This is a genomic window from Acidovorax sp. 22279 (assembly GCF_052045435.1).
GTDB lineage: Bacteria > Pseudomonadota > Gammaproteobacteria > Burkholderiales > Burkholderiaceae_C > Acidovorax > Acidovorax delafieldii.
Genome location: NZ_JBQEOV010000017.1, coordinates 58,044 through 82,010 on the forward strand (window position 1 = coordinate 58,044; position 23,967 = coordinate 82,010).

Consider the following 23,967-nt stretch of genomic DNA (forward strand, 5'->3'; position numbering starts at 1 on the left):
CGGCCTGTCCAGCCATCGTGGATGGAGCCGTGGGCCGGCATGCAGTGCCATGCAATTGTTGGACCGAACCCCGCCCCCGGGCTCTGCTTTAATCTGCCCAGCCGACAGTTTTTCTTACATGCGCAAACACATCCCCAGCACCCGCGCCCTGCTTGTTTTTGATGCCGTGGCGCGCCACCACGGCGTGAGCAAGGCCGCCGAAGAACTCTGCCTCACCCACAGCGCCGTGAGCCAGCAGCTGCGTCTGCTGGAGGGCCAGCTGGGCCTGCAGCTGGTGCAGCGTGGCGCACGCGGCTCCACCCTCACCGACGTGGGCCGCCGCTACCACGCGCAGATCGTGGGCGACCTGCTGCGGCTGCAGAACCACACCCTCGAAGCCATGGCCCAGCGGCCCGATGGCGCGCGCCTGCTGGTGGGTTGCGTGCCGGTGTTTGCCGAGCGCTGGCTGCTGCCCCGGCTGCCGGCCTTCCTTGCACAGCACAAAGGCTGCAGCCTGCACCTGCAGGTGTATCCCACGCAGATCTACATGGCAGAGATTCCGTTCGACGTGGCCGTGCAGTACGACGACGCGGCCTGGCCCGGCGTGGTCCCCGCGCCCCTGATGCCCGAGGTTTGCGTGGCCGTGTGTGCACCGCAGTCGCGCCACCGGCGCGCGACAGAGCGCGGCGACTTCCGGGCCGTGCCGCTGTTGCAGCTCAGCTCCCGCCTGGGGGCGTGGGACGACTGGCTGGGCCGCGCGGGCATCACGCGCGTGCCGGCCCACACCCTGGGCGGCCACCGCTTTGATCTGTTTTCGATGCTGGTGGAGGCGGTGCGCGCCGATCTGGGTATTGGCCTGGTGCCCCGGTATTTTGTGGAGCGCGAACTGGAATCGGGCGAGCTGGTGCTGGCCCACCCGCACCACGACAGCGGTGCGCGGGGCTACAGCCTCTTTGTGGCGCCGGGGCGCCTGGAAGACCCTGCGGTGGCGGCCTTTGCACAGTGGCTGCGCATCACGGCGCAGGCAGAAGGCGCTGCGGTAGGCCGGTCTTCAGGCGCCGCTTGAAACACGCTTGCGCTGCAAACCCAGCCAGGCCAGCGCCAGCCCCGTCACCACAATCGGCACCAGCGAACCGGCGTTCAATAGCGTCCAGCCCTGCGTGGTGACCAGCACGCCCGACGAGAACGCGCTCAGCGCCAGCGTGGCGTACACGCAGAAGTTGATGGCCGCCTGGGCGCGGTCCTTCTCCTCCGGCCGGTAGGCCGTCATGGCCAGCGTGGTGGAGCCGGTGAACAGCAAGTTCCAGCCCACGCCCAGGAAGAACAGCGCAATGCCAAAGTGGTGCAGCTCCACGCCCATCAGCGCCACCGCCACACACGCCAGATTGAGCAACACCCCCGTGCCCATGATGGGCAGCACACCAAACCGCTTGATGAGGTGGCCAGTGACAAAGCCGGGAGCGAACATGCCGATCACATGCCACTCCAGCACCAGTGCCGAGGCATCAAAGTCAAAGCCACACACCTGCATGGCCAGCGGCGTGGCCGCCATCAGCAGGTTCATCACGCCATAGCCCAGTGCGGCGCCCACGATGGCGACGATGAACGCAGGCTGGCGCATCAGCACCTTGAGCGGGCGCCCCTGCTCGCGCTGCCCCGCCGCATTGAGCACCACGGGCTGCGCCTCGAAGCGGATCGCCGCCATGCACAGCATGGACAACAGCGCCACGCCCATCAGCGCGATGTAGGCACCGGCAAACGGCACCGGAAACAGCGTGCGCGTGGCGCTGGCCAGGTTGGGGCCCGCCACCGCACCCAGCAGGCCACCGGCCAGCACCAGCGACACGGCCTTTTCGCGGTAGTCCGGCTTGGCCAGTTCGGCGGCCGCAAAGCGGTACAGGCCACCGTTGGCGCTGTAGTAGCCCGCCACCACCGTGGCCGTGCACAGCAGCCAGAAGCTGGCGCTGAACGCGGCCCAGGCACACAGCGCGGCCGACACCACGGCCACGGCCAGCCCGATCTGGAACGACACCTTGCGCCCCCATCGCGCCTGGCTGTGCGCCACCAGCGGCGTGGACAGCGCACCGCCCACCACATAGCCCATCACCGGCAGTGTGGCCATCCAGCCAAAGGGCGCGAGCTGCAGTCCCACCAGCCCGTTGATGGCGATGAAGACGACGTTGTTGGTCAGGAAAAGGCCTTGGCACAGGGCCAGCAACCACAGGTTCTTGTTCACGGCAGAGGGCGCCTTTTGGCGTCTTTATGAAATGGATGTCCCACGCAGGGCACTGGACGCAAGTCAAGGCCGGTGGGCAGTGTGGAACGCCGGGAAGGCTGGAGCACATCAAAACCCGACTGCTTTGCTCCGGCATTGTGCACTGCCGTTGATGAAGATCAGCGGATGCGCGGAGAGCCCCCCGTATGGTGGCGCCCAGTGCTGTGGCTCCCCACCGGGGCCAGCGTTTGAATGCTTGTGATGGATCCCTTGAAATCGACGGCCACCGCCTTGCCCGGGGCGGCTGGCCCTGCCATGGAACTGGTTTGCCCCGCGGGCAGCCTGCCCGCCCTGAAGGCCGCTGTGGACCACGGCGCCAACTGTGTCTACCTGGGCTTGCGCGACGCCACCAACGCGCGCAACTTTGCGGGCCTCAACTTCGACGAGGCGGCCATTGCCCAGGGCATTGGCCATGCGCATGCGCGCGGCTGCAAGGTCTTCATGGCACTCAACACCTACCCGCAGGCGGCGAACCCGGGGCCGTGGCGCAGCGCCCTGGACGAGGCGGTGGACCTGGGCGTGGACGCGGTCATCCTGGCCGACCCCGGGCTCATGCAATACGCGGTGCAGCACCACCCCCGGCTGCGGTTGCACCTGTCGGTGCAGGGCTCGGCCACCAACTACGAGGCCATCAACTTCTACCGCGAACAGTTCGGCATCGTGCGTGCCGTGCTCCCGCGTGTGCTGTCGATGGAGCAGGTACGCCAGGTCATCGACCGCACGCCGGTGGAGATCGAGGTGTTCGGTTTTGGCAGTCTGTGCGTAATGGTCGAGGGGCGCTGTGCGCTGTCGTCGTACGCGACGGGCGAATCGCCCAACACGCACGGCGTGTGTTCACCGCCGAAGGCCGTGCGCTGGGTGGAGACCCCACAGGGCCGCGAGTCGCGCCTGAACGGCGTGCTCATCGACCGCTATGCGCCCGGCGAGAACGCGGGCTACCCCACGCTGTGCAAGGGCCGCTTTGACGTGGGGGACGACGAGAACTACTACGCCATCGAAGAGCCCACCAGCCTCAACACGCTGGAGCTGCTGCCCCAGCTGCTGAAAATGGGCGTGCGCGCGATCAAGATCGAAGGCCGCCAGCGCAGCCCCGCCTATGTGGCGCAGGTCACCCAGGTCTGGCGCGAGGCCATGGACCAGTGCCTGTCCTACCCGCACCGCTATGCGCCCAAGACGCGCTGGATGGCCAGCCTGGACCAGGTGGCAGAAGGCCAGCAGCACACGCTGGGTGCCTACCACCGCCCCTGGAAGTAGTGCTTCTCCACAATGACAAAACCCCCGGAGACCGCCCCATGAAACTCTCTCTCGGCCCGCTGCTGTACTACTGGCCCCGCGACACCGTGTTCGAGTTCTACGAGGCCATGGCCGCCACGCCCGTGGACGTGGTGTACCTGGGCGAGACGGTGTGCTCGCGCCGCCACGAGCTGCGCCTGACCGACTGGCTGGCGCTGGCGCGCATGCTGCGGGACGCGGGCAAGGAAGCGGTCTTGTCCAGCCAAGTGCTCATCGAGTCCAGCGCCGACGTGGGCGTGATGCACAAGATCACAGGCAACGGCGAATTTCTGGTCGAGGCCAATGACATGGGGGCAGTGAGCTGCCTTGCGCGTGTACCCGCCGGGCCGCAGGCCTTTGTGGCCGGGCCGCACCTGAACCTGTACAACGCGCCCTCGTTGCAATGGATGGCGCAACGGGGCGCCACGCGCTGGGTGATGCCGCTGGAGATGTCGCAGGACGCGCTCGCTGCTGTGCTGGCGCAGCGGCCCGCAGGCATCGAGACCGAGGTGTTTGCCTACGGCCGCATGCCCCTGGCCTATTCGGCGCGCTGCTTCACCGCCCGGCACCGCAACCTGCCCAAGGACGACTGCCAGTTCAGCTGCCTGCAACACGCCGACGGTCTGCCGCTGCGCACGCGCGAGGGCGAGGGTTTTCTGGTGCTCAACGGCACACAAACGCAATCGGCGCGCGTCTACAACCTGGCCAACGAACTGGCGGCGATGCAGGCCCTGGGCGTGGACGTGGTGCGGCTGAGCCCGCAGGCGCAGCACATGGCGCAGGTGATCGCCGCGTTTGACGAAGCCCGCCGCGCAGTGCTTGCGCAAGAGACTGCTGAAAAGACCCCCGACTTTGCGGAGCGCATGCAGCCCTTCATGCCCGATCTGCCCTGCAATGGCTACTGGTTCGGGCGTCCAGGCCTGGAGCAGGGGCTGCAAGGGGCCTCGGGTGGTGGTGCCGCGCGGCCTGCGATGCATCCATAACGAAAAAAGCGAATTACCGCATGTACCCCGGAGAACGTTTCAACAGCATCAGCCACCTGGTGGGTGCCCTGCTCGCCACGGCAGGCACGGCCGTGCTCATCACCCTCGCGGCGCGCCTGGGCGACCCGTGGAAGGTGGTGGCGTTCAGCATCTACGGCGCCATGCTGGTGGCGCTGTACGCCGCCTCCACCGCGTACCACAGCGTGCGCCGGCGCACCATCAAGGCCGTGCTGCAAAAGCTGGATCACTGCAGCATCTACCTGCTGATTGCGGGCAGCTACACGCCGTTTGCGCTGGTTTCGCTGCGCGGCGCCTGGGGCTGGTCGCTGCTGGGCGTGGTGTGGGGGCTGGCCCTGCTGGGCATTGCGCAAGAGATCTGGTGGGCGCGTGGTGCACGCGTGCTGTCGCTGGTCATCTATGTGCTCATGGGCTGGCTGGCGCTGGTGGCCGTGGTGCCGCTGTGGCAGGCGCTCACCCCAGCCGGGTTTGCCTGGCTGCTGGCGGGCGGGGCCTGCTACACGCTGGGCATCGTCTTCTATGCGCTGGACCACCGCGTGCGCCACGGCCACGGGCTGTGGCACCTGTTTGTGCTGGGCGGCAGCGTCTGCCACTTTTTCACCGTGTTTTTCTACGTGGCCTGAGGGCCCTTCTGTCTCATGGCGGCTTCTCCCCTTCCTTTCCCCCTGGTCGTTCCTGCGCCCGTGGGCGCTGTGCTGGCACGCCTGCCCGCCTACCCCGGCTCCCAGCTGCTGGTAACCGCGCTCAACCTGGCGCTGGCGCGGCACCTGCCTGCGGACGTGGGCCAAGTGCTGCTGCACAAGAAGATGCGGGTGCAGGTGCGCGATGCGCGCGTGGCGTTCGACTTTGCCTGGACGGGCCAGCGCTTCGCCCCCCATGCACCGCTGGTGCCGCCGCAGGTGGCCGATGTCACGCTGAGCGCCACAGCCCATGATTTTTTGCTGCTGGCCCAGCGCCAGCAAGACCCCGACACGCTGTTCTTCAGCCGCCGCCTGTCGATGGAGGGCGACACCGAGCTGGGCCTGGTGGTGAAGAACGCGCTCGATGCCATCGAGCTGCCGGTGCTGGACCCGCGCCAGTGGGTGCACAAGCTGGCGCCGCGTCAGGTGCTGGGCCACCTGCGCCGCCGCCTGGACCCCACTCCACGCAACGGAGGGTGAGCATGACCACCGACACCCATCCCCAGAACCATCCCTTGGTCTATTCCTGCTCTGGCTGCTCCAGCGCCGCGCAGCTGGCCAACCACGTGGCGCTGCAGCTCGACCGGCGCGGCGTGGCCGAGATGTCGTGCATCGCCGGGGTGGGCGGCGACGTGCCGCACCTGATGAAGACCGTGCGCTCGGGCCGGCCCATCATCGCGCTCGACGGCTGTCCGCTGGTCTGCGTCAAAAGCACGCTGGCGCGCCACGGCATCGTGGCCGACCGGCATTACCAGCTGCAGCAGTACGGCGTGAAAAAGCGCACGCACGAAGACTTTGACCCCGTGCAGGCCGCGCTGGTGCTGGAGCAGGTGGAGGCTGACCAGCAGGCCCAACCCCTGCGGCGCCCTTCTGTGGTGGAGCCCTCGCATGGATGATGCTGCCCACACCCGCCGCATCATCGTCGCCATTTCGGGCGCCAGCGGCGCCGTGTACGGCGCGCGCCTGCTGCAGGTGCTACAGGGCCAGAGCGGCATCGAGACCCACCTGGTCGTCTCCGACGCCGGCTGGCGCAACCTGCAGCACGAGCTGGACATGGACCGCGCTGCGGTGGAGGCCCTGGCCCACCGCGCGCACGACGTGGCCAACGTGGGCGCGGCCATCGCCAGTGGTTCGTTCCAGTGCCATGCCATGGTGGTCGCGCCCTGCTCCATGCGCACGCTGGCTGCCATAGCGCATGGGCTTGCCGACAACCTGCTCACGCGCGCGGCCGACGTGGCCCTCAAGGAGCGCCGCCGCCTGGTGCTGATGGTGCGCGAGTCGCCCCTGCACCTCACGCACCTGCGCAACATGGTGGCCGTGACCGAGATGGGCGGCATCATCTGCCCGCCGCTGCCCGCCTTCTACCTGCGCCCGCAGACCGTGGGCGAGGTGGTGGACTACAGCGTGGCGCGCGTGCTCGACCTTATCGATGTGCCGCACGCCCTGGCGCCTCGGTGGCAAGGTCTGGAGCTGAATGCTCCTTGATTGATAGCTGTTTGCGCTTTTTGGAAAAGCGCTAGCGGCCAATTTCATTCAAATCCTGGACCCGATATGGCCTACAGCGACCTGCGCGACTTCATGGCCCAGCTCGAAGCCACGGGCGGCCTGCGTCGCGTGGCGGAGCCCGTCTCGCCCCACCTGGAGATGACTGCGCTCAGCGAGCGCGTGCTGCGCGCAGGCGGCCCGGCGCTGTTGTTCACCCAGCCCACGGGCCACCGCATGCCGGTGCTCACCAACCTGTTTGGCACCACAGACCGCGTGGCCCGCGCCATGGGCGTAGCCGACCTGCGCGGTGTGCGCGCCCTGGGCGAACTGCTGGCCACCCTCAAGGAGCCCGAGGCGCCGAAAGGCTTCAAGGACATGCTGGGCATGGGCCAGCTGCTCAAGACCCTGTGGAACATGGCGCCGCACACCGTGGCGCGCGGCGCACCCTGCCAGCAGGAGGTGTGGGAGGGGCCGGACGTTCATCTCGACCGCCTGCCCGTGCAGCACTGCTGGCCTGGCGACGTGGCCCCGCTCATTACCTGGGGTCTGACCATCACGCGCGGCCCGCGCAAGGCGCGGCAGAACCTGGGCATCTACCGCCAGCAGGTGCTCTCGCGCAACCAGGTCATCGTGCGCTGGCTGGCGCACCGGGGCGGGGCGCTGGACTTTGCCGACCACTGCGCCGCCCACCCCGGCCAGCCCTACCCCGTGGCCGTGGCGCTAGGGGCCGACCCGGCCACGCTGCTGGGGGCTGTCACGCCAGTGCCCGATGCGTTGAGCGAATACCAGTTCGCCGGCCTGCTGCGCGGCGCCCGCACCGAAGTCACGCCCGCGTTGGGCGTGCCCCTGCAGGTGCCCGCCACCGCCGAGATCGTGCTCGAAGGTCACATCCAGCCCGACGCGAAACACGCCAGCGGCTGGCAACACGCGCTGGAAGGGCCGTATGGCGACCACACCGGCTACTACAACGAATGCGCCGAATTCCCCGTGCTCACCGTGGACCGCATCACGCTGCGGCGCGACGCGATCTACCACAGCACCTACACCGGCAAACCGCCCGACGAGCCCGCCGTGCTGGGCCTGGCGATGAACGAGCTGTTCATCCCGCTGCTGCAAAAGCAGTTCCCCGAGATCGTGGACTTCTACCTGCCGCCCGAAGGCTGCAGCTACCGGCTAGCGGTGGTCAGCATCCGCAAGACCTACGCCGGCCATGCACGGCGCGTGATGATGGGCGTGTGGAGCCACCTGCGCCAGTTCATGTACACCAAGTTCATCGTGGTGGTCGATGCCGATGTGGACGTGCGCGACTGGAAGGACGTGATCTGGGCCATCACCACCCGCATGGACCCGGCGCGCGACACGCTGCTGGTGGAGCACACGCCCATCGACTACCTGGACTTCGCCTCGCCCGTGAGCGGCCTGGGCAGCAAGATGGGGATGGACGCCACCAACAAGTGGCCCGGCGAGACGCAGCGCGAATGGGGCAGCCCCATGGTCATGGAGGCCGCCGTGCAGGCGCGCGTGGACGGGCTTTTTACGGCGCTGGGCCTGTGACACCACCGCGCACCGCGGCGGTGCAGAGCTCCCCAGTCACGTAGAAGACAAGCACGCCCCGCGTTGTTTGCGACGATGTGCCAGCCCCGATAAAGAGGGCCCTGCACCGGCACCCACGGATGCCGGGATGCAGCACAGCGCACATCCCTAGGAGACAACGGCAATGCAGCAGCACCAGCCCGGCAGCATGATGGACCGGCCATTACTGGTTTCGGCCATCCTCGAACATGGCGAGAACCAGTACGGCGACCAGCAGATCGTCTCGCGCGACACCGATGGCAGCCTGCACCGCTACCGTTTTGCCGACATGGCCCGGCGCGCCCGGCAGCTGGCCAACGCGCTGCAGGCGCTGGGCCTGCGCCCTGGCAGCGTGGTGGGCTCGCTGGCCTGGAACAACCACCGCCACCTGGAGGCGTACTACGCCGTGTCGGGCAGCGGCATGGTCATGCACACCTGCAACCCGCGCCTGCACCCCGAGCAGCTGGCCTACATCGTCAACCACGCCGACGATGAGGTGGTGCTGTTTGACACCACCTTTGCACCGCTGGTGCGTGCCATTGCGGCGTTGTGCCCCCGCGTGCGGCACTGGGTGGCGCTGTGTGATGCCGAAATGCTGGGCACCATCGACCTGCAAAGGGTGCCCGGGGTCGAGGCCTACGAGACCCTGGTGGCCGGCCAGCATGACCGCTTTGTGTGGCCCGAATGTGATGAAAAGACCGGCGCAGCGCTGTGCTACACCTCGGGCACCACCGGCAACCCCAAGGGCGTGCTGTATTCGCACCGGGCGCTGGCGCTCAGTGCCCTGTCGGCCTGCATGCCGGGCGTGCTGAGCATCAGCGCGCGGGAGACCATCCTGCCCGTCGTGCCCATGTTCCACATCAACGCCTGGTGCCTGCCCTATGCGGCCCTGATTGGGGGGGCCAAGCTGGTGCTGCCCGGCCCGCGCCTGGATGCCGCCAGCCTGTACGAGCTGATGGAGACCGAGCGCGTCACCGTCAGCGCGGGCGTGCCCACGATCTGGATGGGCCTGATCCAGCATGTGGAGCAGCACGGGCTGCGCTTTACCACCATGCGGCGCACAGGCGTGGGCGGGTCGGCCATGCCCAAGGCGCTGATCGCCAAGTTCAACGACGTGTACGACGTGGAGGTGCGCCACGGCTGGGGCATGACCGAGACCACCGCCATCGCCACCATGAGCGTGCTGGGCGCGGCCGATGCCGAGCTGCCGCCCGAGGACCGCCATGCACTGGTCGCCAAGCAGGGCAAGTCGGTGTTCGGCATCGAACTCAAGCTGGTCGACGAAAACGGCGCCAGCCTGCCGCGCGACGGCGTGGCGCAGGGCGAGTTGATGGTGCGCGGCCAGTGGATCGTGGACCGGTACCACAAGGCCGAGCGTTCGGCGTTGGTGGATGGCTGGTTCCCCACGGGCGACATCGCCACCATCAACCCGCAGGGCGTGGTGCAGATCCGCGACCGCACCAAGGACGTGATCAAGTCGGGTGGCGAATGGATCAGCTCCATCGACCTGGAGAACGCCGCTGTGGCGCATCCCGCGGTGGCCATGGCCGCTGTCATCGGCGTAAAGCACCCCCGATGGGACGAACGCCCGCTGCTCTTCATCGTGCGCAAGCCCGGCCAGTCGCTCGACAAGGCGCAGATCCTGGACTTCCTCGCAGAGCGTGTTGCCAAGTGGTGGCTGCCCGACGAAGTGCTGTTTGTCGAGAGCCTGCCATTGGGCGGCACCGGCAAGGTCCAAAAAAACGAGCTGCGGCAACGCCATGGCTCGGTGTTCGGCGGCGATTGACATCGCCCCACATTGACCCAGTTCCTACCCACCCACCCCACGGAGACACCCATGAACATGGTTCCCAGGAAATGGCCTCATCAATGGCTCAAGGCCGGCGCGTGCGCCGCAGCGCTGGTGATGGCGGCGCACGCCGGCGCGGCCGAGACGGTAAAGATCGGCTTCATCGATCTGCTGTCAGGCCCGTTCGCGCTCACCGGCCAAAGCTCGCTCAACCAGCTGCGCGAGGTGGTGGCGCAGGTCAATGCCAAGGCGGGGCCCAACGAGCCCAAGTTCGAGGTGATGGACTTCGACAACAAGGGCACGCCGCAGGAGAGCCTGAACGCACTCAAGGCTGCCACCGACCGGGGCGTACGCTACATCACCCAAGGGGGCGGATCGGGGGTGGCGCTGGCGCTGGTGGACGGCCTCAACAAGCTCGCCGAGCGCGATCCGGAGCGCGCCACCGTGTACCTCAACTACGCCGCCATGGACCCGCAGCTCACCAACGAGCGCTGCAGCTTTTGGCACTTCCGCTTCTATCCATCAAGTGAGATGAAGATGGAGGCGCTGACCACCTACCTGCAAGGCCGCAAGGATGTGAAGCGCGTGTACCTGCTCAACCAGGACTACACCCACGGCCGCCAGGTCTCCAAGGCCGCCAAGGAATACCTCGCGCGCAAGCGGCCCGACATCGAGGTTGTGGGCGATGACTTCATCCCCATCGCCCAGACGCGTGACTTCGCCTCGTACGTGGCCAAGATTGCCGCCACCAAGGCCGACACCGTCATCACCTCCAACTGGGGCAGCGACCTCACGCTGCTGTTCAAGTCCTCGCGCGACTATGGCCTGAACATCAACTACTTCACGCTCAATGCCAACAACCCCGGCACGCCCGCGCAGATCGGGCCCTGGGGCGAAGGCAAGGTCGGGGTCATCTGGAACTGGGTGCACAACGCCCCCACCCCCGAGCTCGAAAAGATCTACGTGGACTACAAGAAGAAGACCGGTGAAGACTTTGTGTTTGCCGCCCACTGGAACAGCGTGCACATGCTGCGCGAAGCCATGCGCAAGGCCCAGTCCACCGACGCCAAGAAGGTGGCCCTGGCGCTGGAGGGCATGACCTACAAGAGCCCCATGGGCGAGGTGCGCATGCGCAAAACCGACCACCAGCTTGAAGCCCCGCTGTACCTGGGCATCTGGGCCAAGCAGGGCAGCAAGGGCGTGAAGTACGACGCGGAGAAAACCGGCTACGGCTTCCGCTCCGAAGTGGCGTGGGACAACTACATCAGCGCCCAGCCGACGTCCTGCCAGATGAAGCGGCCATCCTGAGCGGGCGCAGCCCAGGCCCCGTGCGGGTGGCGGCGACTGCCTTCAATCCAGCCACCCCTTGGGCAACTTGTCCGCCTTTTTCTCCACCGGGTTGGCCGTGAGCCACTGCGCCGCGTACTGGCGCATGAACTCCTTGGCCTTTTCCGGCCGGGCCGTGAGCCACGCGTCGTACGCGCCTTCGTTCAGGATGGCGGGCATGCTCTTCTCGCTGCCGGGCTGGCCGTAGCGGTGCAGCAGCGCGTGGTTGTTGGCGTTCACCGTGAGCAGGCAGTAGCTGATGATCACCTCGCCGTCAGCGCCCAGCCAGCGCGCCCACAGGCCCGCCACGCCCATCGGCTTGCCGTCCACGCGCGCGACGCGGGTGGGCACGGCCTTGCCGCTGCGCAGGTCGTCCTCATAAAACGCAGCCATGGGCACGATGCAGCGCTGGCCGTTCAGCCATGCGTCGCGAAACGCCGTGCCGGTGGAGGCGGTGTCGGACTTGGCGTTGACCAGCTTGGGTGCACGCAGCTTGGCGTCGGATGCCGACTTGACCCAGTGCGGCACCAGGCCCCATTGCGCAGGCACCAGTACCCGGTCGGGGGCGGCGTTGCCGGGGGTGTCTGATGCAGTTGTTGATGGAGCGGTCTCCTCGGCCGGGCTCGTGGGCCCTTGTGCCAGGGCGGCGGCCGTCGCGGCATGCACGATAAACAAACCTGGCTTGCGGGGCCACAGGTGGCGTTCACCCAGCGCCGCAGGGGGCTCGACCGCAAACGCCTCGCGGTAGGTGTCGGCGTGTTGCAGGGTTTCGTAGTGGGTACTCATGGGGCCATGGTACCCGTGTGCAGGGGGGCGCTCAGCGAGATTTCAAGCAAAAGAGGCTGGTAGCGCTAGTGCAATATGCCTTGATAGCTATCAATAAAATAGCGCTGTGTTTGCCTCCCTGAGGGCGCTCCGGGCAGGCCGTGATGTGCGTCAAGCCCGTTGTCGCTTGCGTTGTGACGTGTGCTGGCGCTGTTTTCACAATGTCCGCATGGACTTCGCACCTTCCCCGCTGGCTCTGCAACTGCGTGATCGCCTGCTGGCGTTCATCGACCGTTATCTGCTGCCCTACAACGCCGCCTGGCATGCGGCCGTGGCCGCGCGCGACTACCCGCCGCCGTTCCTGGAAGACCTCAAGGCCCTGGCCCGCGAAGAAGGGCTGTGGAACCTTTTCTTGCCCACGCTGCGCGAGGACGAGCCGGGCACCCGCCTGTCCAACCTCGACTACGCACCACTGGCCGAGGCCATGGGCCGCCTGCCCTGGGCGGCCGAGGTGTTCAACTGCCAGGCGCCGGACACCGGAAACATCGAGCTGCTGCACCGCTTTGCCACACCCGCGCAGCGCGCCCGCTGGCTGGTACCGTTGCTGGACGGCCAGATGCGTTCGGCCTTTGCGATGAGCGAGCCCGACGTGGCCTCGTCCGACCCCACCAACCTGCAGACCACGGTGCGACGCGAGGGGGATGGCCTGGTGCTCAGCGGCCGCAAGTGGTTCATCACCGGCGCGGCGCATCCGCACTGCCAACTGCTCATCGTGCTGTGCCGCAATGCGGATGCCGATGGTGCAGACAGCCACCGCCGCCACAGCATGGTGCTGGTGCCCGTGGACACGCCGGGTGTGCAGATCGTGCGCAACATCCCCGTGCTGCACCACCATGCGCCCGAGGGGCATTGCGAGATCCTGCTGCAGGGCGTGCGTGTGCCTGCGGACCACCTGCTGGGCGACTGGGGGGCGGGGTTTGCGATGGCGCAGGCGCGCCTGGGCCCGGGCCGTGTGCACCACTGCATGCGCACCATCGGCCAGTGCGAACTGGCGCTGCGCCTGGCCACCGAGCGCGCGCTGGAGCGCACGGCGTTTGGCAAGCCGCTGGCCGATCAGGCCAACGTGCAGGAGTGGCTGGCCGATTCGCGCATCGAGATCGACCAGGCGCGCCTGCTGGTGCTGCACGCTGCTTGGATGCTGGACCAGGGCGAATCAGCCGATGCGGCGGACACGCGCGCCGTGCGTGCGCAGGTCGCTGCCATCAAAGTGGTGGCCGCGCGCCTGCAGCAGCGGGTGGTGGACCGCGCCATGCAGATCTTTGGCGCCATGGGCCTGTCGCCCGACACGCCGCTGGCCGCCTTCTGGACCTGGGGCCGCGCGCTGCGGCTGATGGATGGGCCCGACGAGGTGCACCTGCGCACCGTGGCGCGCCATGAGCTGGCGCAGGCGCGTGCGGCCCTGGGGGCGTCGGCGGCCTACTTCACCACCCCCGAGCAGCTGCGCGCGCCGCCGCACCTGAGTGCTTGAGCGGTCCGGCGTCTTTCAGAGAGAGCGTGCCGTCGATCGTGGCCCCTGAAGTGCTCCGTCTCCACTTGGCAGCCGGGGCGTGCTTGCCGATACTGTGGTCCCAGCCGCTGGCACTGAGGCCCCCACACCATGCACACCACCATCCCCCGCGCTTTCGTGTTTGCCGTTTCCTTCGCTGTGCTCTGCACTGCCCACGCCCAGCCCCAGAAGCTGCGGCCCGGCCTGTGGGAGAACAGCGTGACCATGAAAAGCCAGAGTGGCCAGCTGGAGGCCGCAATGGCGCAGATGCAGAAGTCCATGGCCAGCCTGACGCCCGCGCAGCGCAAGCAGATGGAGCAAGCCATGGCCCAGCAGGGTGTGAGCATGGGCCCCAGCGGCAACACCGTGAAGGTCTGCATCAGCCCCGAGCAGGCCGACCTGGACCGCATTCCGGCGCAGGAGGGCTGCACGCAGAACGTGCAACGCACGGGCCCCAACGCGGTGGCGATGACGTTCAGCTGCAAGGGCGCCCAGGGGCAGCCGCCCACCACGGGCGAAGGAACGATGACCTTCCAGGGTCCCACGGCCTACACGGGCAATTTCAAGGTCAAGACCACATCCAACGGCAAACCCGAGCAGATCGACATGGTGCAAAACGGCAAGTGGCTCGCCGCGGACTGCGGCGCGATCAAGCCCGTGCGTTAGACCCTGCCGCCACGGTACGGTGGGCGGCAGGCGCCACCACCACGCGGTTGCGGCCCAGGGCCTTGGCGTGGTACAGCGCCTGGTCGGCGCGTTCCAGCGTGTGCTCCACGGTGTCTCCGGGCAGGTGCTGCGCCAGGCCGATGGACACCGTGAGGTGCAATGAGCCTGCGCTGTGGGCAATTTCCAGCGCCTGCACGGCCTGGCGGATGCGTTCGAGCAGCTCACGCGCGTGGTCTGCCGAGGTGTCGGTGAGCATCAGCACAAACTCCTCGCCACCCCAGCGGGCCAGCACGTCGGTGTCGCGCACGCTGGCGCGCACGGTGCCCGCAAACGCCTGCAGCGCGCGGTCGCCGGTGGCGTGGCCGTGCTGGTCGTTGATGGGTTTGAAGTGGTCGATGTCCAGCTGCGCCAGCAGCATCGGGCGGCCGCTGCGCAGGCTGCGGCGGTGCTCCAGCGCCATCAGGTCGAGCATGGCGCGGCGGTTGATGAGGCCCGTCAGTTCGTCGCGGGTGGCCAGTTCGCGGTTGACTTCGAGCGCCTGGGCCAGCGCCTCGCGCTGCTGCTGCAGTTTGGCGCGGATGCGCTGGATGCGCAGGTTCAGCGCAATGCAGCCGCTGAGCACGATGAGCACCATCAGCGCGTAGGCGGTGTCGAGGTAGCCCGAGGCGTTGGCGTTGAAGCGCGAACTGACGCCGATGGCGCTGGCAAAGGCCAGCAGTGCATACACGCCAATGCCGATCACCTCGGCCACCGTGAGGCCGAAGGTGCCAAAGAACAGGATCATTGCCAGCACGCTGGGCACCAGCCCGCGCGCATCGCCCGCCAGCACATAGGCCACGGCGCCGCTGGTGATGGTCCAGACCATTTGCGGGATGGTGAGCGAGGGGTCGCGCAGGCGGGCGGTTTCGCCGGAGCGGATGAAGGCCGTCATGACCAGCAGGCCGCCCACCGACAGGGCGGCCCACCATTGCACGGCGGTCTGGTCCACGGTGGTGCTGGAATGTGCCACCAGGAGCATCACGCCGGCGCTGCCTGCCATCAGCGTGAGCGCCAGCAAGGCCATGCCCACCAGCGTACGCCGCCGAGGGTCGGTGGAGAGGATCACATCCTTGAGGCGCTGCCAGCGGGCGGGTGGGCGCAAGGTGGGGGGCTCCGGCCAGGAGAGAGGGCCGCGCGGCGCGCGGGCGGGGTGGCCCGAAACCCGTGTGATCCTGGGTTACCGGCTGGTCGGAGATTTTACGGTGAGGTAGTGCCGTGCGTATAGCCCCCCAGGGCTGTCCGGGCCTTGACCGGGCCTGGGGCCCGCGTGGCGAGCCCGACCTGCGCGCGGGGTGTCGCGCTACAGCGTGAGCGCGGCCAAGGCGGCCAGCGGGGCCGTTTCGGCACGCAGCACACGCGGACCCAGCGTGACTGGGGCGAAGCCGTGTTGCAGCGCCAGCTCCTCTTCCGCAGCGCTCAGGCCGCCCTCTGGGCCCGAGAGGAACAGCACGGGGCGCTGGCCATCCGCGCTGCCCGTGGCCTCGCGCAGCGGCACGGTACCGGCCCGCAGCGACAGCAGCAGGCGCTGGGGGGTGTCCCGTGTCTCGGGAGATGTCAGGCCCTGCCCTGGTGAACGCAGCCAGCCCGCCAGGTCGATGGCGGCGTGCACCACCGGCACGCGGTTGCGGCCGCACTGCTCGCAGGCGGCCACGGCCACGGCCTGCCAGTGGGCGATCTTCTTGTCGGCGCGTTCGCCCTTGAGCTTGAGCACGCTGCGCTCGGCCACCAGCGGGGTGATGCTGGCCACGCCCAGTTCGGTGGCTTTCTCGACCAGCCAGTCCATCCGCTCGTTGGCGGTGATACCCGCCAGCAGGTGCACGGCGCGGGGCGCCTCGCGCTCGATGGCGTGGTGCGCCCCCACCAGCACGCGCACATCGCTGCGGCCCATCTTGACCACGGTGGCATCGAACTCGCCGCCCGGGTCGGCCGAGCTCTGGCCGCCGTGGAACAGCGTGATGCCGTCACCAGGCTGCAGGCGCAGCACCTGCACATGGCGTGCAGCGCCCGGGGGCAGGTCCAGCTCGGCGCCGGTGGCCAGGGGGGCCGGGCAATGGAAACGGGGCATTTGCTATCTTTGTAATAGCTGCTAGCGCATGATTTGTCTGCGCTTGAGCCGGTTTTTACTTGATTTATGGGGTGTGCCGTGCGTGCAGGCGGCCAGGGCTACATCCGGCCGTACGCAAAGCCCACCACGGGCTCGGTGCCTTCGATCTGGTCCAGCATCTTGAGCAGGGGCCCCAGCTGGCGGTAGCGGTTGGCGGTGGCGCGGATGTAGGCGATGAAGCGGGGCGCATCGGCCAGGTACTTGGGCTTGCCGTCGCGCAGCGTCAGGCGCGCAAAAATGCCCGCGACCTTGAGGTGCCGCTGCAGGCCCATCCACTCCACCGCGCGGTAGAACTCGCCAAAGTCATCGCCCCAGCCGCCGGCACTGGTGGCGCCCAGCAGTCCGGCCTTGCGCGCCTTTTCCCAGTAACGCACGGTAATGTCGATGACGAATTCTTCTTCCCAGCTGATGAACGCATCGCGCAGCAGGCTGGCAATGTCATAAGTGATGGGGCCGTAGACCGCGTCCTGGAAATCCAGCACGCCCAAGGGGGCGCCCTGTTCGGCAGGTGCCATCAGGTTGCGGGTCATGAAGTCGCGGTGCACATACACCTGCGGGGCGGCCAGGTTGTGCGCCACGATGGCGTCAAAGGCGCTGCTCAAGGTGGCCTGTTGCTTGTCATCCAGCGTGACGCTGCGGTGCTGGGCCAAGTACCAGTCGGGGAACAGCGCCAGCTCGCGGCGCAGCAGCGCCTCGTCGTAGGCGGGCAGCACACCGGGGGTGGACGCCTTTTGCCACTGCAGCAGCACATCGGTGGCCTGCTGGTACCAGGCGTAGGCGTCCTGGGGTTTTTCGGGGTTCAGCCGCTCGATCACCGTCTGGTGGCCCAGGTCGGACAGCAGCATGAAGCCTGTGGGCGCATCAAACGCCAGGATCTGCGGCACGTTCAGCCCGGCGGCGGCCATCAGGCCCTGCACCTGCACAAACGGCTGGCAGTTTTCCTTGTCGGGCGGCGCGTCCATGACGATGCGGCTGGCGCCCGTGGCCGTGTCGATGCGCAGGTAGCGGCGAAAGCTGGCATCGGCCGAGGCGGGGCGCAGTGTGGCAGGCACCAACTGGTGGGGGCCCACGAGAGGCGCCAACCAGGCTTCGAAGGCTGCGCGGCGGGCTGCATCAGGCCAGCTGACAGGGGTGGAGGCGGCGGGCGCAGCAGGTGCGGCCACGGTGGCGCCCAAGGGCTGGCCGGCGGGCGATGGGGGGATGGGGTGGCTCATGGATAATCCGATTTTACAAACCGGTCGTGGCTGGCGCCGTGCGCGCTGGCCAGGACCGGTCCCTTTGTCCGCTACCGCCCCTCAACACCCCACGTGCCACGCTGCCAGCCCCTCACCGTGCAGAACCTCACCTCCCTTCGCGCCCGGCCCGCCATGGCGAAGTCTGCACGGCTGCGGCCCCCCGTGCCCCGCGTGCTGGCCCTGGGCGTTGCGCTGGCCTGGTGTGGCCTGCCGCTGGCGGCTCTGGCCCAGGACGGAGCCGCGCCCAGCGCCTGGGATGCGCCGCCGGTGCTGCGCACGTCACCCCTGCTGCAGGAAAAGATTCCCGACGCCGTGCGTTCGCAATTGCCCGTCTTTGTGAAGGGCGACCACATCAGCGGCCAGACCGACCTGAACGCACTGATTGAAGGCAACGCCGAGCTGCGCCGGGGCGACACGGTCATCCGCGCCGACCGGCTCGACTACAACGTGCCCGAGGACCTGGCCAAGGCCAACGGCAAGGTGCGCATCAACCGCGCAGGCAATGTCTACGAAGGGACGGCGCTGGAGCTGCGGGTGGAGGCCTTCGAGGGCTTCTTCAGCGACGCGCGCTACCGCTTCCTGGCCACGCAGGCGCATGGAGATGCGACGCGGGTGGATTTTGTGGACCGCTACCGCGCCGTGGTGCACAACGGCACCTACACCACCTGCGAGCGTGGCAACGAGGAGAGCTGGCAGCCCGACTGGGTGCTGCGCGCCGCCACCATCCGCATTGACAACGAGGAAGAGGTGGGCACGGCCGAAGATGCGGTGCTGGAGTTCAAGGGCATCTCGGTGCTGCCCATTCCGTACATCAGCTTCCCGCTGTCGGAAAAGCGCAAGTCCGGCCTGCTGCCGCCCACCGTCGGGCTCGACAGCCGGGATGGCGTGACCTACATGCAGCCGTATTACTGGAACATCGCGCCCAACCGCGATGCCACCTTGCGCGCCGCGCTCATGACCAAACGAGGCGCCAACGTGGGCGGCGAGTTCCGCTACCTGGAGCCAACCTACAAAGGCCAGATCAGCGCCGACGTGATGCCCACCGACCGTCTGCGCGACCGTGTGCGCTGGAGCTTTAGCGGCAAACACGAAGGCGCGTTCGACACCGGCATCGGCGGGCTGGGGCTGAACCTCAACCTCAACCGCGTGAGTGATGACAACTACTGGCGCGACTTCAGCCGCGCCACCGAGCAGTTGCGCCAGCGCCTGTTGCCCAACGATGCCATCCTGTCCTGGGGCCGCAACGACATGTCGGCCACCGTGCGCACCCTCAAATGGCAGACGCTGCAAGACGTGAGCTCGCCCATCGTGCCTCCGTATGACCGCATGCCGCAGGTGCAATGGCGCTACAACCCCTCGCAGCTGGGCGGTGGATTCGATGCCAGCGTGGAGCTGGACACCACGCGCTTTGAAGCAGCCCGTGCGCTCACGGGCCAGCCCAATGCCGATCGCAGTTACGCCATGGCGCAGATCAGCCGCCCCTTCCTGTCGCCGGGCGGCTTCATCACCCCGCGCCTGCAACTGCATGCCACGCAGTACCAGTTTGACTCGGCCCTGTCCAACGGCCAGCGCTCGGCCAGCCGCACGCTGCCTACCTTCAGCCTGGACAGCGGCCTGGTGTTCGAGCGTGACACCGCCTACTTTGGTCGCGCCTTCCTGCAGACACTGGAGCCCCGGGCGTTCTACACCTACACGCCCTACCGCGACCAGAGCATGCTGCCGGTGTATGACACGGCGGCCAATGACTTCAACTTTGCGACCATCTACACAGAGAACGCGTTTGGCGGCAACGACCGGCTGGCCGACAACAACTTGCTGACCCTGGGCGTGACCACACGCCTGCTGGACCCTGAGTCGGGCGCCCAGGCAGCGCGCTTCGGCATTGCCCAGCGGGTGCGTTTCTCGGACCAGAAGGTCACCCTGCCAGGGGGCACGCCGGTCAGCGAGCGCCTGTCGGACCTGCTGCTGGGCGCGGGCATCAACTGGACACCGCAGTGGGGCTTTGACTCCACCGTGCAGTACAACCCCAAGACCGGGCAGTCCATCCGTTCGACCATCGGCGCGCGCTACAGCCCCAGCAACTACCGCACCGTGAGCGCGGCCTATCGTCTGCAACGTGGCACCAGCGAGCAGATCGACATCGGCTGGCAGTGGCCGCTGAACGACCTTTGGGGCGACAAGGGCAAGGACCTGGGCCCCGGCCGCGGCCAGGGCGGCGGGCGCTGGTACAGCGTGGGCCGCCTGAACTACAGCATGAAGGACCGCAAACTCGTGGACACCGTGGTGGGCTTCGAGTACGACAGCTGCTGCTGGATCGGCCGCGTGGTGCTGGAGCGTCTGCAAAGCAGCGTGACCAGCTCCAACACGCGCCTGCTGTTCCAGATCGAATTCGTGGGCTTCTCCCGCCTGAGCCTGGGCTCCAGCCCGCTCGACTCCTTCAAGCAAAATGTGCCGCGTTACCAGAACCTGCGCGAGCAGGTCTCCACGCCCAGCCGCTTCAGCAACTACGACTAGACCATGAACCACCGTGTATTCGCACTGGCCTTGACGGCCGCGTTGGCATCCCTCGTGGCGCAAGGCGCTGCGGCCCAGGGCCTGCGCCCATCGGGGACCTCGTCCTCGGGCAAGACAGGGTTGTCTTCCTCGCCGTCTTCGCTGAATGCGCGCCCTGCTGCCGTGCCCTCCATCACGCTGCCCGCGCCCTCCACCAGCACGGCCCCGCGCTCGGCCGATTTCATTGTGGCGGTGGTCAACTCCGAGCCCGTGACCAACTACGAGGTGCGCTCGCGCCTGGCACGTGCCGAGGCGCAGATCGCCAAGCAGGGCGGTACCATGCCACCGCGCGATGCGCTGGCGCGCGAAGTCCTCGAACGCATCATCCTGGAGAAGGTGCAGCTGCAGCAGGCCCGCGAATCGGGCATCAAGGTCGATGACTACGCCGTGTCGCAGGCCGAGCAGGGCGTGGCCCGCCAGAACGACATGACGGTGGACGAGCTGTATGCGCGCCTGGCCCGCGATGGAATGAGCAAGGACCGTTTTCGCGAAGAGCTGCGCAACCAGTTGCTGCAGCAGCGCCTGCGCGAGCGCGAAGTCGAAGCGCGGGTGAAGGTGAGCGATCTGGACGTGGACCAGTTCCTGCGTGAAGAGCAAAAGGGCACGGATGTCGCCGCCATGGAGATCAACCTCGGCCATGTGCTGGTGCTGGTGCCTGAAAACGCCACCCCCACGCAGGTGGCCGAGCGGCAGGCACGGGCACAGCGAGCGGCCGACAAGGTGCGCGCGGGCGAAGACTTTGCAGCGGTGGCCCGCGAGTTCTCCGATGCGCCCGAAGGCCAGCGCGCTGGTGGATTGCTGGGCTTGCGGCCTGCGGATCGTTATCCGGAGCTGTTTGTGAACTCCACCCTCGGCCTGCCGGTGGGCTCCATCGTGGGCCCGGTGCGCTCGCCAGCGGGTTTTCACGTGCTCAAGGTGGTGGAACGTGTGACGGCGGGTATGCCGACCACCGTAGTGCAAAACCATGCGCGCCACATCTTGCTGCGCACGGGCCCCCAGTTGTCCGAAGCCGCCGCCGCCGCGCGCCTGGCCGACTACCGCCGCCGCTTGCTGGCGGGACAGGCCGACTTTGCAGCCCTGGCGCGCGAGCATTCGCAGGACGGCAGTTCCAAGGAGGGCGGCGACCTCGGCTGGGCCAACCCAGGCCGGTATGTCCCCGAGTTCGAGCAAGCGCTGGACGCCCTCAAGCCCGGTGACATCAGCGAACCCCTGGTTTCGCGTTTTGGCGTGCACCTGATCCAGCTGCTCGAACGCCGCGAGGCCAAGCTCACCCAGCGCGAGCAGCGCGAAATGGCCCGCAGCACGGTGCGCGAGAAGAAGCTCGACGAGGCCTATGCCACCTGGGCGCAGGAGTTGCGCGGGCGCGCGTATGTCGAGTACCGCGAGCCACCCCAGTGAGTGCAGCGCACACGAGCTCCAAGCACTCTCAGACACGACAACAGGTAAGGCCGCGTTGAAACACATTCCCCGCAAGCGCTTCGGACAGCATTTCCTGTCCGACCAGGGCATCATCGACGGCATCGTGCAGGCCATTGCGCCGCTGCCCGGCCAACCCATGGTCGAGATTGGGCCCGGTCTGGCCGCGTTGACGCAGCCCCTGGTGGAACGCCTGGGGCGCCTCACGGTCATCGAACTGGACCGCGACCTGGCGCTGCGCCTGCGCCTGCATGGCCAGCTCGACGTGATTGAGTCGGACGTGCTCAAGGTGGACTTCACCGCACTGGCGCAGACCCTGCGTGACAAGGCAGGACAGCCCGGTTTGCGGTTGCGCGTGGTGGGCAACCTGCCCTACAACATCTCCACACCCATCCTGTTCCATCTGCTGGACCATGTGCAGGTCATCGAAGACCAGCACTTCATGCTGCAAAAGGAAGTGATCGACCGCATGGTGGCCAGCCCCGCCACGGGCGACTACGGTCGCCTGTCGGTGATGCTGCAATGGCGCTACGCGATGGAAAACGTGCTGTTCGTGCCGCCCGAGAGCTTCGACCCGCCGCCACGCGTGGACAGCGCCGTGGTACGCATGGTGCCGCATGCAGAGCCTGCGGCCTTGTCTGTGCCGCTGCTGGAAGAGCTGGTGCAGGTCGCCTTCAGCCAGCGCCGCAAGCTGCTGCGCCACACGCTGGGCCGCTGGCTCGAAGCACGCCAGTTCGCTGGTGAATTCGATACCCAGCGCCGTGCCGAGGAAGTGCCCGTGGCTGAATACGTGGCCCTGGCGCAGAATTGCTCTTAAATTGATAGCTGGCAGCGCTTGTTGAATGGGTGCTGGCGGTCTATGGGGCAAAAAAATGGGGTGCAGTGCACCAGCATCATCCGCATCAATGGCAGGAAAAGAGGCCTGCCTCGGGTGTGGCAGGCGCTTGATTCAACTCTGCCCTCGACGATGGGCGACATACCATGCCAGAGACACCGCGCAAGGGCCGCCCCGCCGCGCTGGTGTCGTCCCCCTTCCCGGCGAAGCCGAGAGAAGGGGGAAGCGGCGTAGCCGCTCAGGGGGATGTACCGAGTTATGCGGCGCTGAGCCAATACCCGGCATTGAAAGGGCTGCTCATGCGCAGCGCCATGGGCGACACGTCCACAAGCTTGTCGGTGGGCATCTTTTCAGCGGGTTCGCCGTTGATCTCGATGCCTTCCACGGCCTGGGTGTCGCTAGCCTCGTTCGCCCGTTCTGCTTGGCTGGTGGATGCAGAACGGGCTACAGAAAAGAATAGAAACACCGGAAGGGGATCTTGCGATCACCCCAGTAGTCGGCGGCATCACGGAAGATGTCGAGCAGCTGCTCGCGCGCTTCCTTGTCGAACTTGCCCGTGGCAGGAATCTGCTCCAGCACCACGATGAAACCAGGCTGCGGGCCCGATTTGTGCAAGGGGTCTGTCATGCAGTCGTACAACGCATCGAAGTTCTTGCCGAAGTGCGACGGGAACGTGAATTGGGCGGCAATCAGGTCCAGCACATCCTGCTTGGACTGCGCGTGGGCCAGATTGGCGTACAAGAAATGGTGACCCATGGAGGTGGCTGCATCTTGCAGGTCCTGCACGCGGAAGGCGCGAATGGACTGCACGATGTTGGTGCGCACGCCACGCAGTGGCGTTTCCAGGTCTTTACGAAGTGGCGTCTGCATCTCCGCTACTCTTTCTTTATAAAGTCCACAAACTTCTGGCATCTCACAGGCTGCAGGATGCGGCCTGTGAATGGGGAATTCAATGGGGCGCGGCGTACGCTTTCAGGGATGGGCTGGCGTACGACGCATTGGGGTTACTCGACGATCTCGCGAAAACTGGCGTAGTGGTCGCTGGTGTAGTAGCAGGCATCCGGCATCCGGGGCTTGCCGCCACACACGATGCGCCGGGCTCCCCGGTCGCGCGATCCTGGTGTTCTGACGGTGTATTCACGGTAGTAGCCCCGCTTTTGGGCGGGCAACAGCCGCTCGCGATTGCCAAAAACCGATCCGTCCTTGTCGTACGGAAAGGGCCCGCCCTCACGAATCAGCGCATACGTTGTCCGCCCTTGGGGCGGCAACTCGGCCAGTGCGATGGGGGTGATGGACCCGTCGGTGGACGGGGATTTCCGGGCATGTCCCGCGACCGGAGACAGCACGAAAGCAACACCCAAAACACACAATAACCCTGCCTTGCGCGCCCGGGTGGCTACAGCCTTCAGCATCAACGAACCTTTCAGAA

Annotated in this window: 23 protein-coding genes; 15 read left to right on the top strand and 8 right to left on the bottom strand. The window is 67.2% G+C overall.

Annotation, left to right across the window (positions count from 1 at the left end):
* The first annotated feature begins 118 nt into the window (after window positions 1-118).
* Window positions 119-1,045, top strand: coding sequence for a LysR family transcriptional regulator (locus ACTJKQ_RS20095; RefSeq protein ID WP_440597874.1), 927 nt, complete (start codon window positions 119-121; stop codon window positions 1,043-1,045).
* On the opposite strand, the gene ACTJKQ_RS20100 is transcribed toward ACTJKQ_RS20095, so the two are convergent.
* Window positions 1,031-2,215 (bottom strand): MFS transporter, encoded by a 1,185-nt coding sequence (locus ACTJKQ_RS20100; RefSeq protein WP_440597875.1) that lies wholly within the window; start codon window positions 2,213-2,215, stop codon window positions 1,031-1,033. The two genes, ACTJKQ_RS20095 and ACTJKQ_RS20100, sit on opposite strands and share 15 nt — an antisense overlap.
* Before the next feature lie 240 nt (window positions 2,216-2,455).
* Here ACTJKQ_RS20100 and ubiU point away from each other — a divergent pair, with 240 nt between their 5' ends.
* The 9 genes from ubiU (at window position 2,456) to ACTJKQ_RS20145 (ending at window position 11,361) form a co-directional block, all read left to right on the top strand.
* Window positions 2,456-3,508, top strand: coding sequence for a ubiquinone anaerobic biosynthesis protein UbiU (ubiU, locus tag ACTJKQ_RS20105; RefSeq protein ID WP_260665676.1), 1,053 nt, complete (start codon window positions 2,456-2,458; stop codon window positions 3,506-3,508).
* A gap of 38 nt (window positions 3,509-3,546) precedes the next feature.
* Window positions 3,547-4,509, top strand: a complete 963-nt coding sequence (locus ACTJKQ_RS20110; RefSeq protein WP_440597876.1) for a U32 family peptidase — start codon at window positions 3,547-3,549, stop codon at window positions 4,507-4,509.
* A gap of 20 nt (window positions 4,510-4,529) precedes the next feature.
* Entirely contained in the window at window positions 4,530-5,150 is a 621-nt protein-coding gene (gene trhA, locus ACTJKQ_RS20115; protein WP_056056758.1) for a PAQR family membrane homeostasis protein TrhA, read from the top strand.
* Between the two features lie 15 nt (window positions 5,151-5,165).
* The gene (gene ubiT, locus ACTJKQ_RS20120) at window positions 5,166-5,687 is read left to right on the top strand and encodes a ubiquinone anaerobic biosynthesis accessory factor UbiT (protein ID WP_099731704.1); all 522 of its coding nucleotides are present in this window, start codon (window positions 5,166-5,168) and stop codon (window positions 5,685-5,687) included.
* A gap of 2 nt (window positions 5,688-5,689) precedes the next feature.
* The gene (locus ACTJKQ_RS20125; RefSeq protein WP_056742644.1) at window positions 5,690-6,103 is read left to right on the top strand and encodes a putative zinc-binding protein; all 414 of its coding nucleotides are present in this window, start codon (window positions 5,690-5,692) and stop codon (window positions 6,101-6,103) included.
* Entirely contained in the window at window positions 6,096-6,692 is a 597-nt protein-coding gene (locus tag ACTJKQ_RS20130) for a UbiX family flavin prenyltransferase (protein ID WP_260665673.1), read from the top strand. The genes ACTJKQ_RS20125 and ACTJKQ_RS20130 overlap by 8 nt, the downstream gene beginning before the upstream one ends.
* A 66-nt stretch (window positions 6,693-6,758) precedes the next feature.
* Complete coding sequence (gene ubiD, locus ACTJKQ_RS20135; RefSeq protein ID WP_440597877.1) at window positions 6,759-8,246, top strand: 4-hydroxy-3-polyprenylbenzoate decarboxylase; 1,488 nt, start codon at window positions 6,759-6,761, stop codon at window positions 8,244-8,246.
* A gap of 163 nt (window positions 8,247-8,409) precedes the next feature.
* Window positions 8,410-10,050 (top strand): long-chain-fatty-acid--CoA ligase, encoded by a 1,641-nt coding sequence (locus ACTJKQ_RS20140; protein WP_440597878.1) that lies wholly within the window; start codon window positions 8,410-8,412, stop codon window positions 10,048-10,050.
* Window positions 10,051-10,101: 51 nt separating this feature from the next.
* Complete coding sequence (locus ACTJKQ_RS20145) at window positions 10,102-11,361, top strand: branched-chain amino acid ABC transporter substrate-binding protein (protein WP_260668998.1); 1,260 nt, start codon at window positions 10,102-10,104, stop codon at window positions 11,359-11,361.
* Between the two features lie 42 nt (window positions 11,362-11,403).
* On the opposite strand, the gene ACTJKQ_RS20150 is transcribed toward ACTJKQ_RS20145, so the two are convergent.
* The gene (locus ACTJKQ_RS20150; RefSeq protein ID WP_260668997.1) at window positions 11,404-12,165 is read right to left on the bottom strand and encodes an SOS response-associated peptidase; all 762 of its coding nucleotides are present in this window, start codon (window positions 12,163-12,165) and stop codon (window positions 11,404-11,406) included.
* 208 nt (window positions 12,166-12,373) lie between these two features.
* Between ACTJKQ_RS20150 and ACTJKQ_RS20155 the strand changes: the two genes are divergently transcribed.
* Window positions 12,374-13,672: an acyl-CoA dehydrogenase family protein gene (locus ACTJKQ_RS20155; protein WP_440597879.1), complete on the top strand. Its 1,299-nt coding sequence runs from the start codon at window positions 12,374-12,376 to the stop codon at window positions 13,670-13,672.
* A 129-nt stretch (window positions 13,673-13,801) separates the two neighbouring features.
* Window positions 13,802-14,356 (top strand): DUF3617 domain-containing protein, encoded by a 555-nt coding sequence (locus tag ACTJKQ_RS20160; RefSeq protein WP_440597880.1) that lies wholly within the window; start codon window positions 13,802-13,804, stop codon window positions 14,354-14,356.
* On the opposite strand, the gene ACTJKQ_RS20165 is transcribed toward ACTJKQ_RS20160, so the two are convergent.
* From ACTJKQ_RS20165 to ACTJKQ_RS20175, 3 genes are all read right to left on the bottom strand, one after another.
* Window positions 14,340-15,497 carry a diguanylate cyclase gene (locus ACTJKQ_RS20165; RefSeq protein ID WP_440597881.1) on the bottom strand — a complete coding sequence of 386 codons (1,158 nt, stop codon included), beginning with the start codon at window positions 15,495-15,497 and terminating at the stop codon, window positions 14,340-14,342. The genes ACTJKQ_RS20160 and ACTJKQ_RS20165 overlap by 17 nt on opposite strands.
* A 198-nt stretch (window positions 15,498-15,695) precedes the next feature.
* Complete coding sequence (locus tag ACTJKQ_RS20170) at window positions 15,696-16,460, bottom strand: 16S rRNA (uracil(1498)-N(3))-methyltransferase (RefSeq protein WP_440597882.1); 765 nt, start codon at window positions 16,458-16,460, stop codon at window positions 15,696-15,698.
* Between the two features lie 98 nt (window positions 16,461-16,558).
* Window positions 16,559-17,713 (bottom strand): aminoglycoside phosphotransferase family protein, encoded by a 1,155-nt coding sequence (locus ACTJKQ_RS20175; RefSeq protein ID WP_440597883.1) that lies wholly within the window; start codon window positions 17,711-17,713, stop codon window positions 16,559-16,561.
* Between the two features lie 153 nt (window positions 17,714-17,866).
* On the opposite strand from ACTJKQ_RS20175, the gene ACTJKQ_RS20180 reads away from it, so the two are divergent.
* Genes ACTJKQ_RS20180 through rsmA form a run of 3 tightly spaced genes read left to right on the top strand, consistent with a single transcriptional unit; the run spans window position 17,867 to window position 22,520 of the window.
* Window positions 17,867-20,248 carry an LPS-assembly protein LptD gene (locus tag ACTJKQ_RS20180; protein ID WP_440597884.1) on the top strand — a complete coding sequence of 794 codons (2,382 nt, stop codon included), beginning with the start codon at window positions 17,867-17,869 and terminating at the stop codon, window positions 20,246-20,248.
* Window positions 20,249-20,251: 3 nt separating this feature from the next.
* The gene (locus ACTJKQ_RS20185) at window positions 20,252-21,685 is read left to right on the top strand and encodes a peptidylprolyl isomerase (RefSeq protein WP_440597885.1); all 1,434 of its coding nucleotides are present in this window, start codon (window positions 20,252-20,254) and stop codon (window positions 21,683-21,685) included.
* 55 nt (window positions 21,686-21,740) lie between these two features.
* Window positions 21,741-22,520 (top strand): 16S rRNA (adenine(1518)-N(6)/adenine(1519)-N(6))-dimethyltransferase RsmA, encoded by a 780-nt coding sequence (gene rsmA, locus ACTJKQ_RS20190; protein ID WP_260668992.1) that lies wholly within the window; start codon window positions 21,741-21,743, stop codon window positions 22,518-22,520.
* Between the two features lie 274 nt (window positions 22,521-22,794).
* Here rsmA and ACTJKQ_RS20195 read toward each other — a convergent pair whose 3' ends face one another.
* The 3 genes from ACTJKQ_RS20195 to ACTJKQ_RS20205 form a co-directional block, all read right to left on the bottom strand.
* A complete protein-coding gene (locus ACTJKQ_RS20195; protein ID WP_015016367.1) occupies window positions 22,795-23,004 on the bottom strand; it encodes a hypothetical protein in 210 nt (69 codons plus the stop codon).
* On the bottom strand, window positions 22,983-23,408 hold the full coding sequence (locus ACTJKQ_RS20200; RefSeq protein WP_015016366.1) for a barstar family protein: 426 nt from the start codon (window positions 23,406-23,408) through the stop codon (window positions 22,983-22,985). Before ACTJKQ_RS20200 ends, ACTJKQ_RS20195 begins: the two co-directional genes overlap by 22 nt.
* Window positions 23,409-23,542: 134 nt before the next feature.
* A complete protein-coding gene (locus ACTJKQ_RS20205) occupies window positions 23,543-23,950 on the bottom strand; it encodes a ribonuclease domain-containing protein (protein WP_056056729.1) in 408 nt (135 codons plus the stop codon).
* Window positions 23,951-23,967 lie beyond the last annotated feature (17 nt).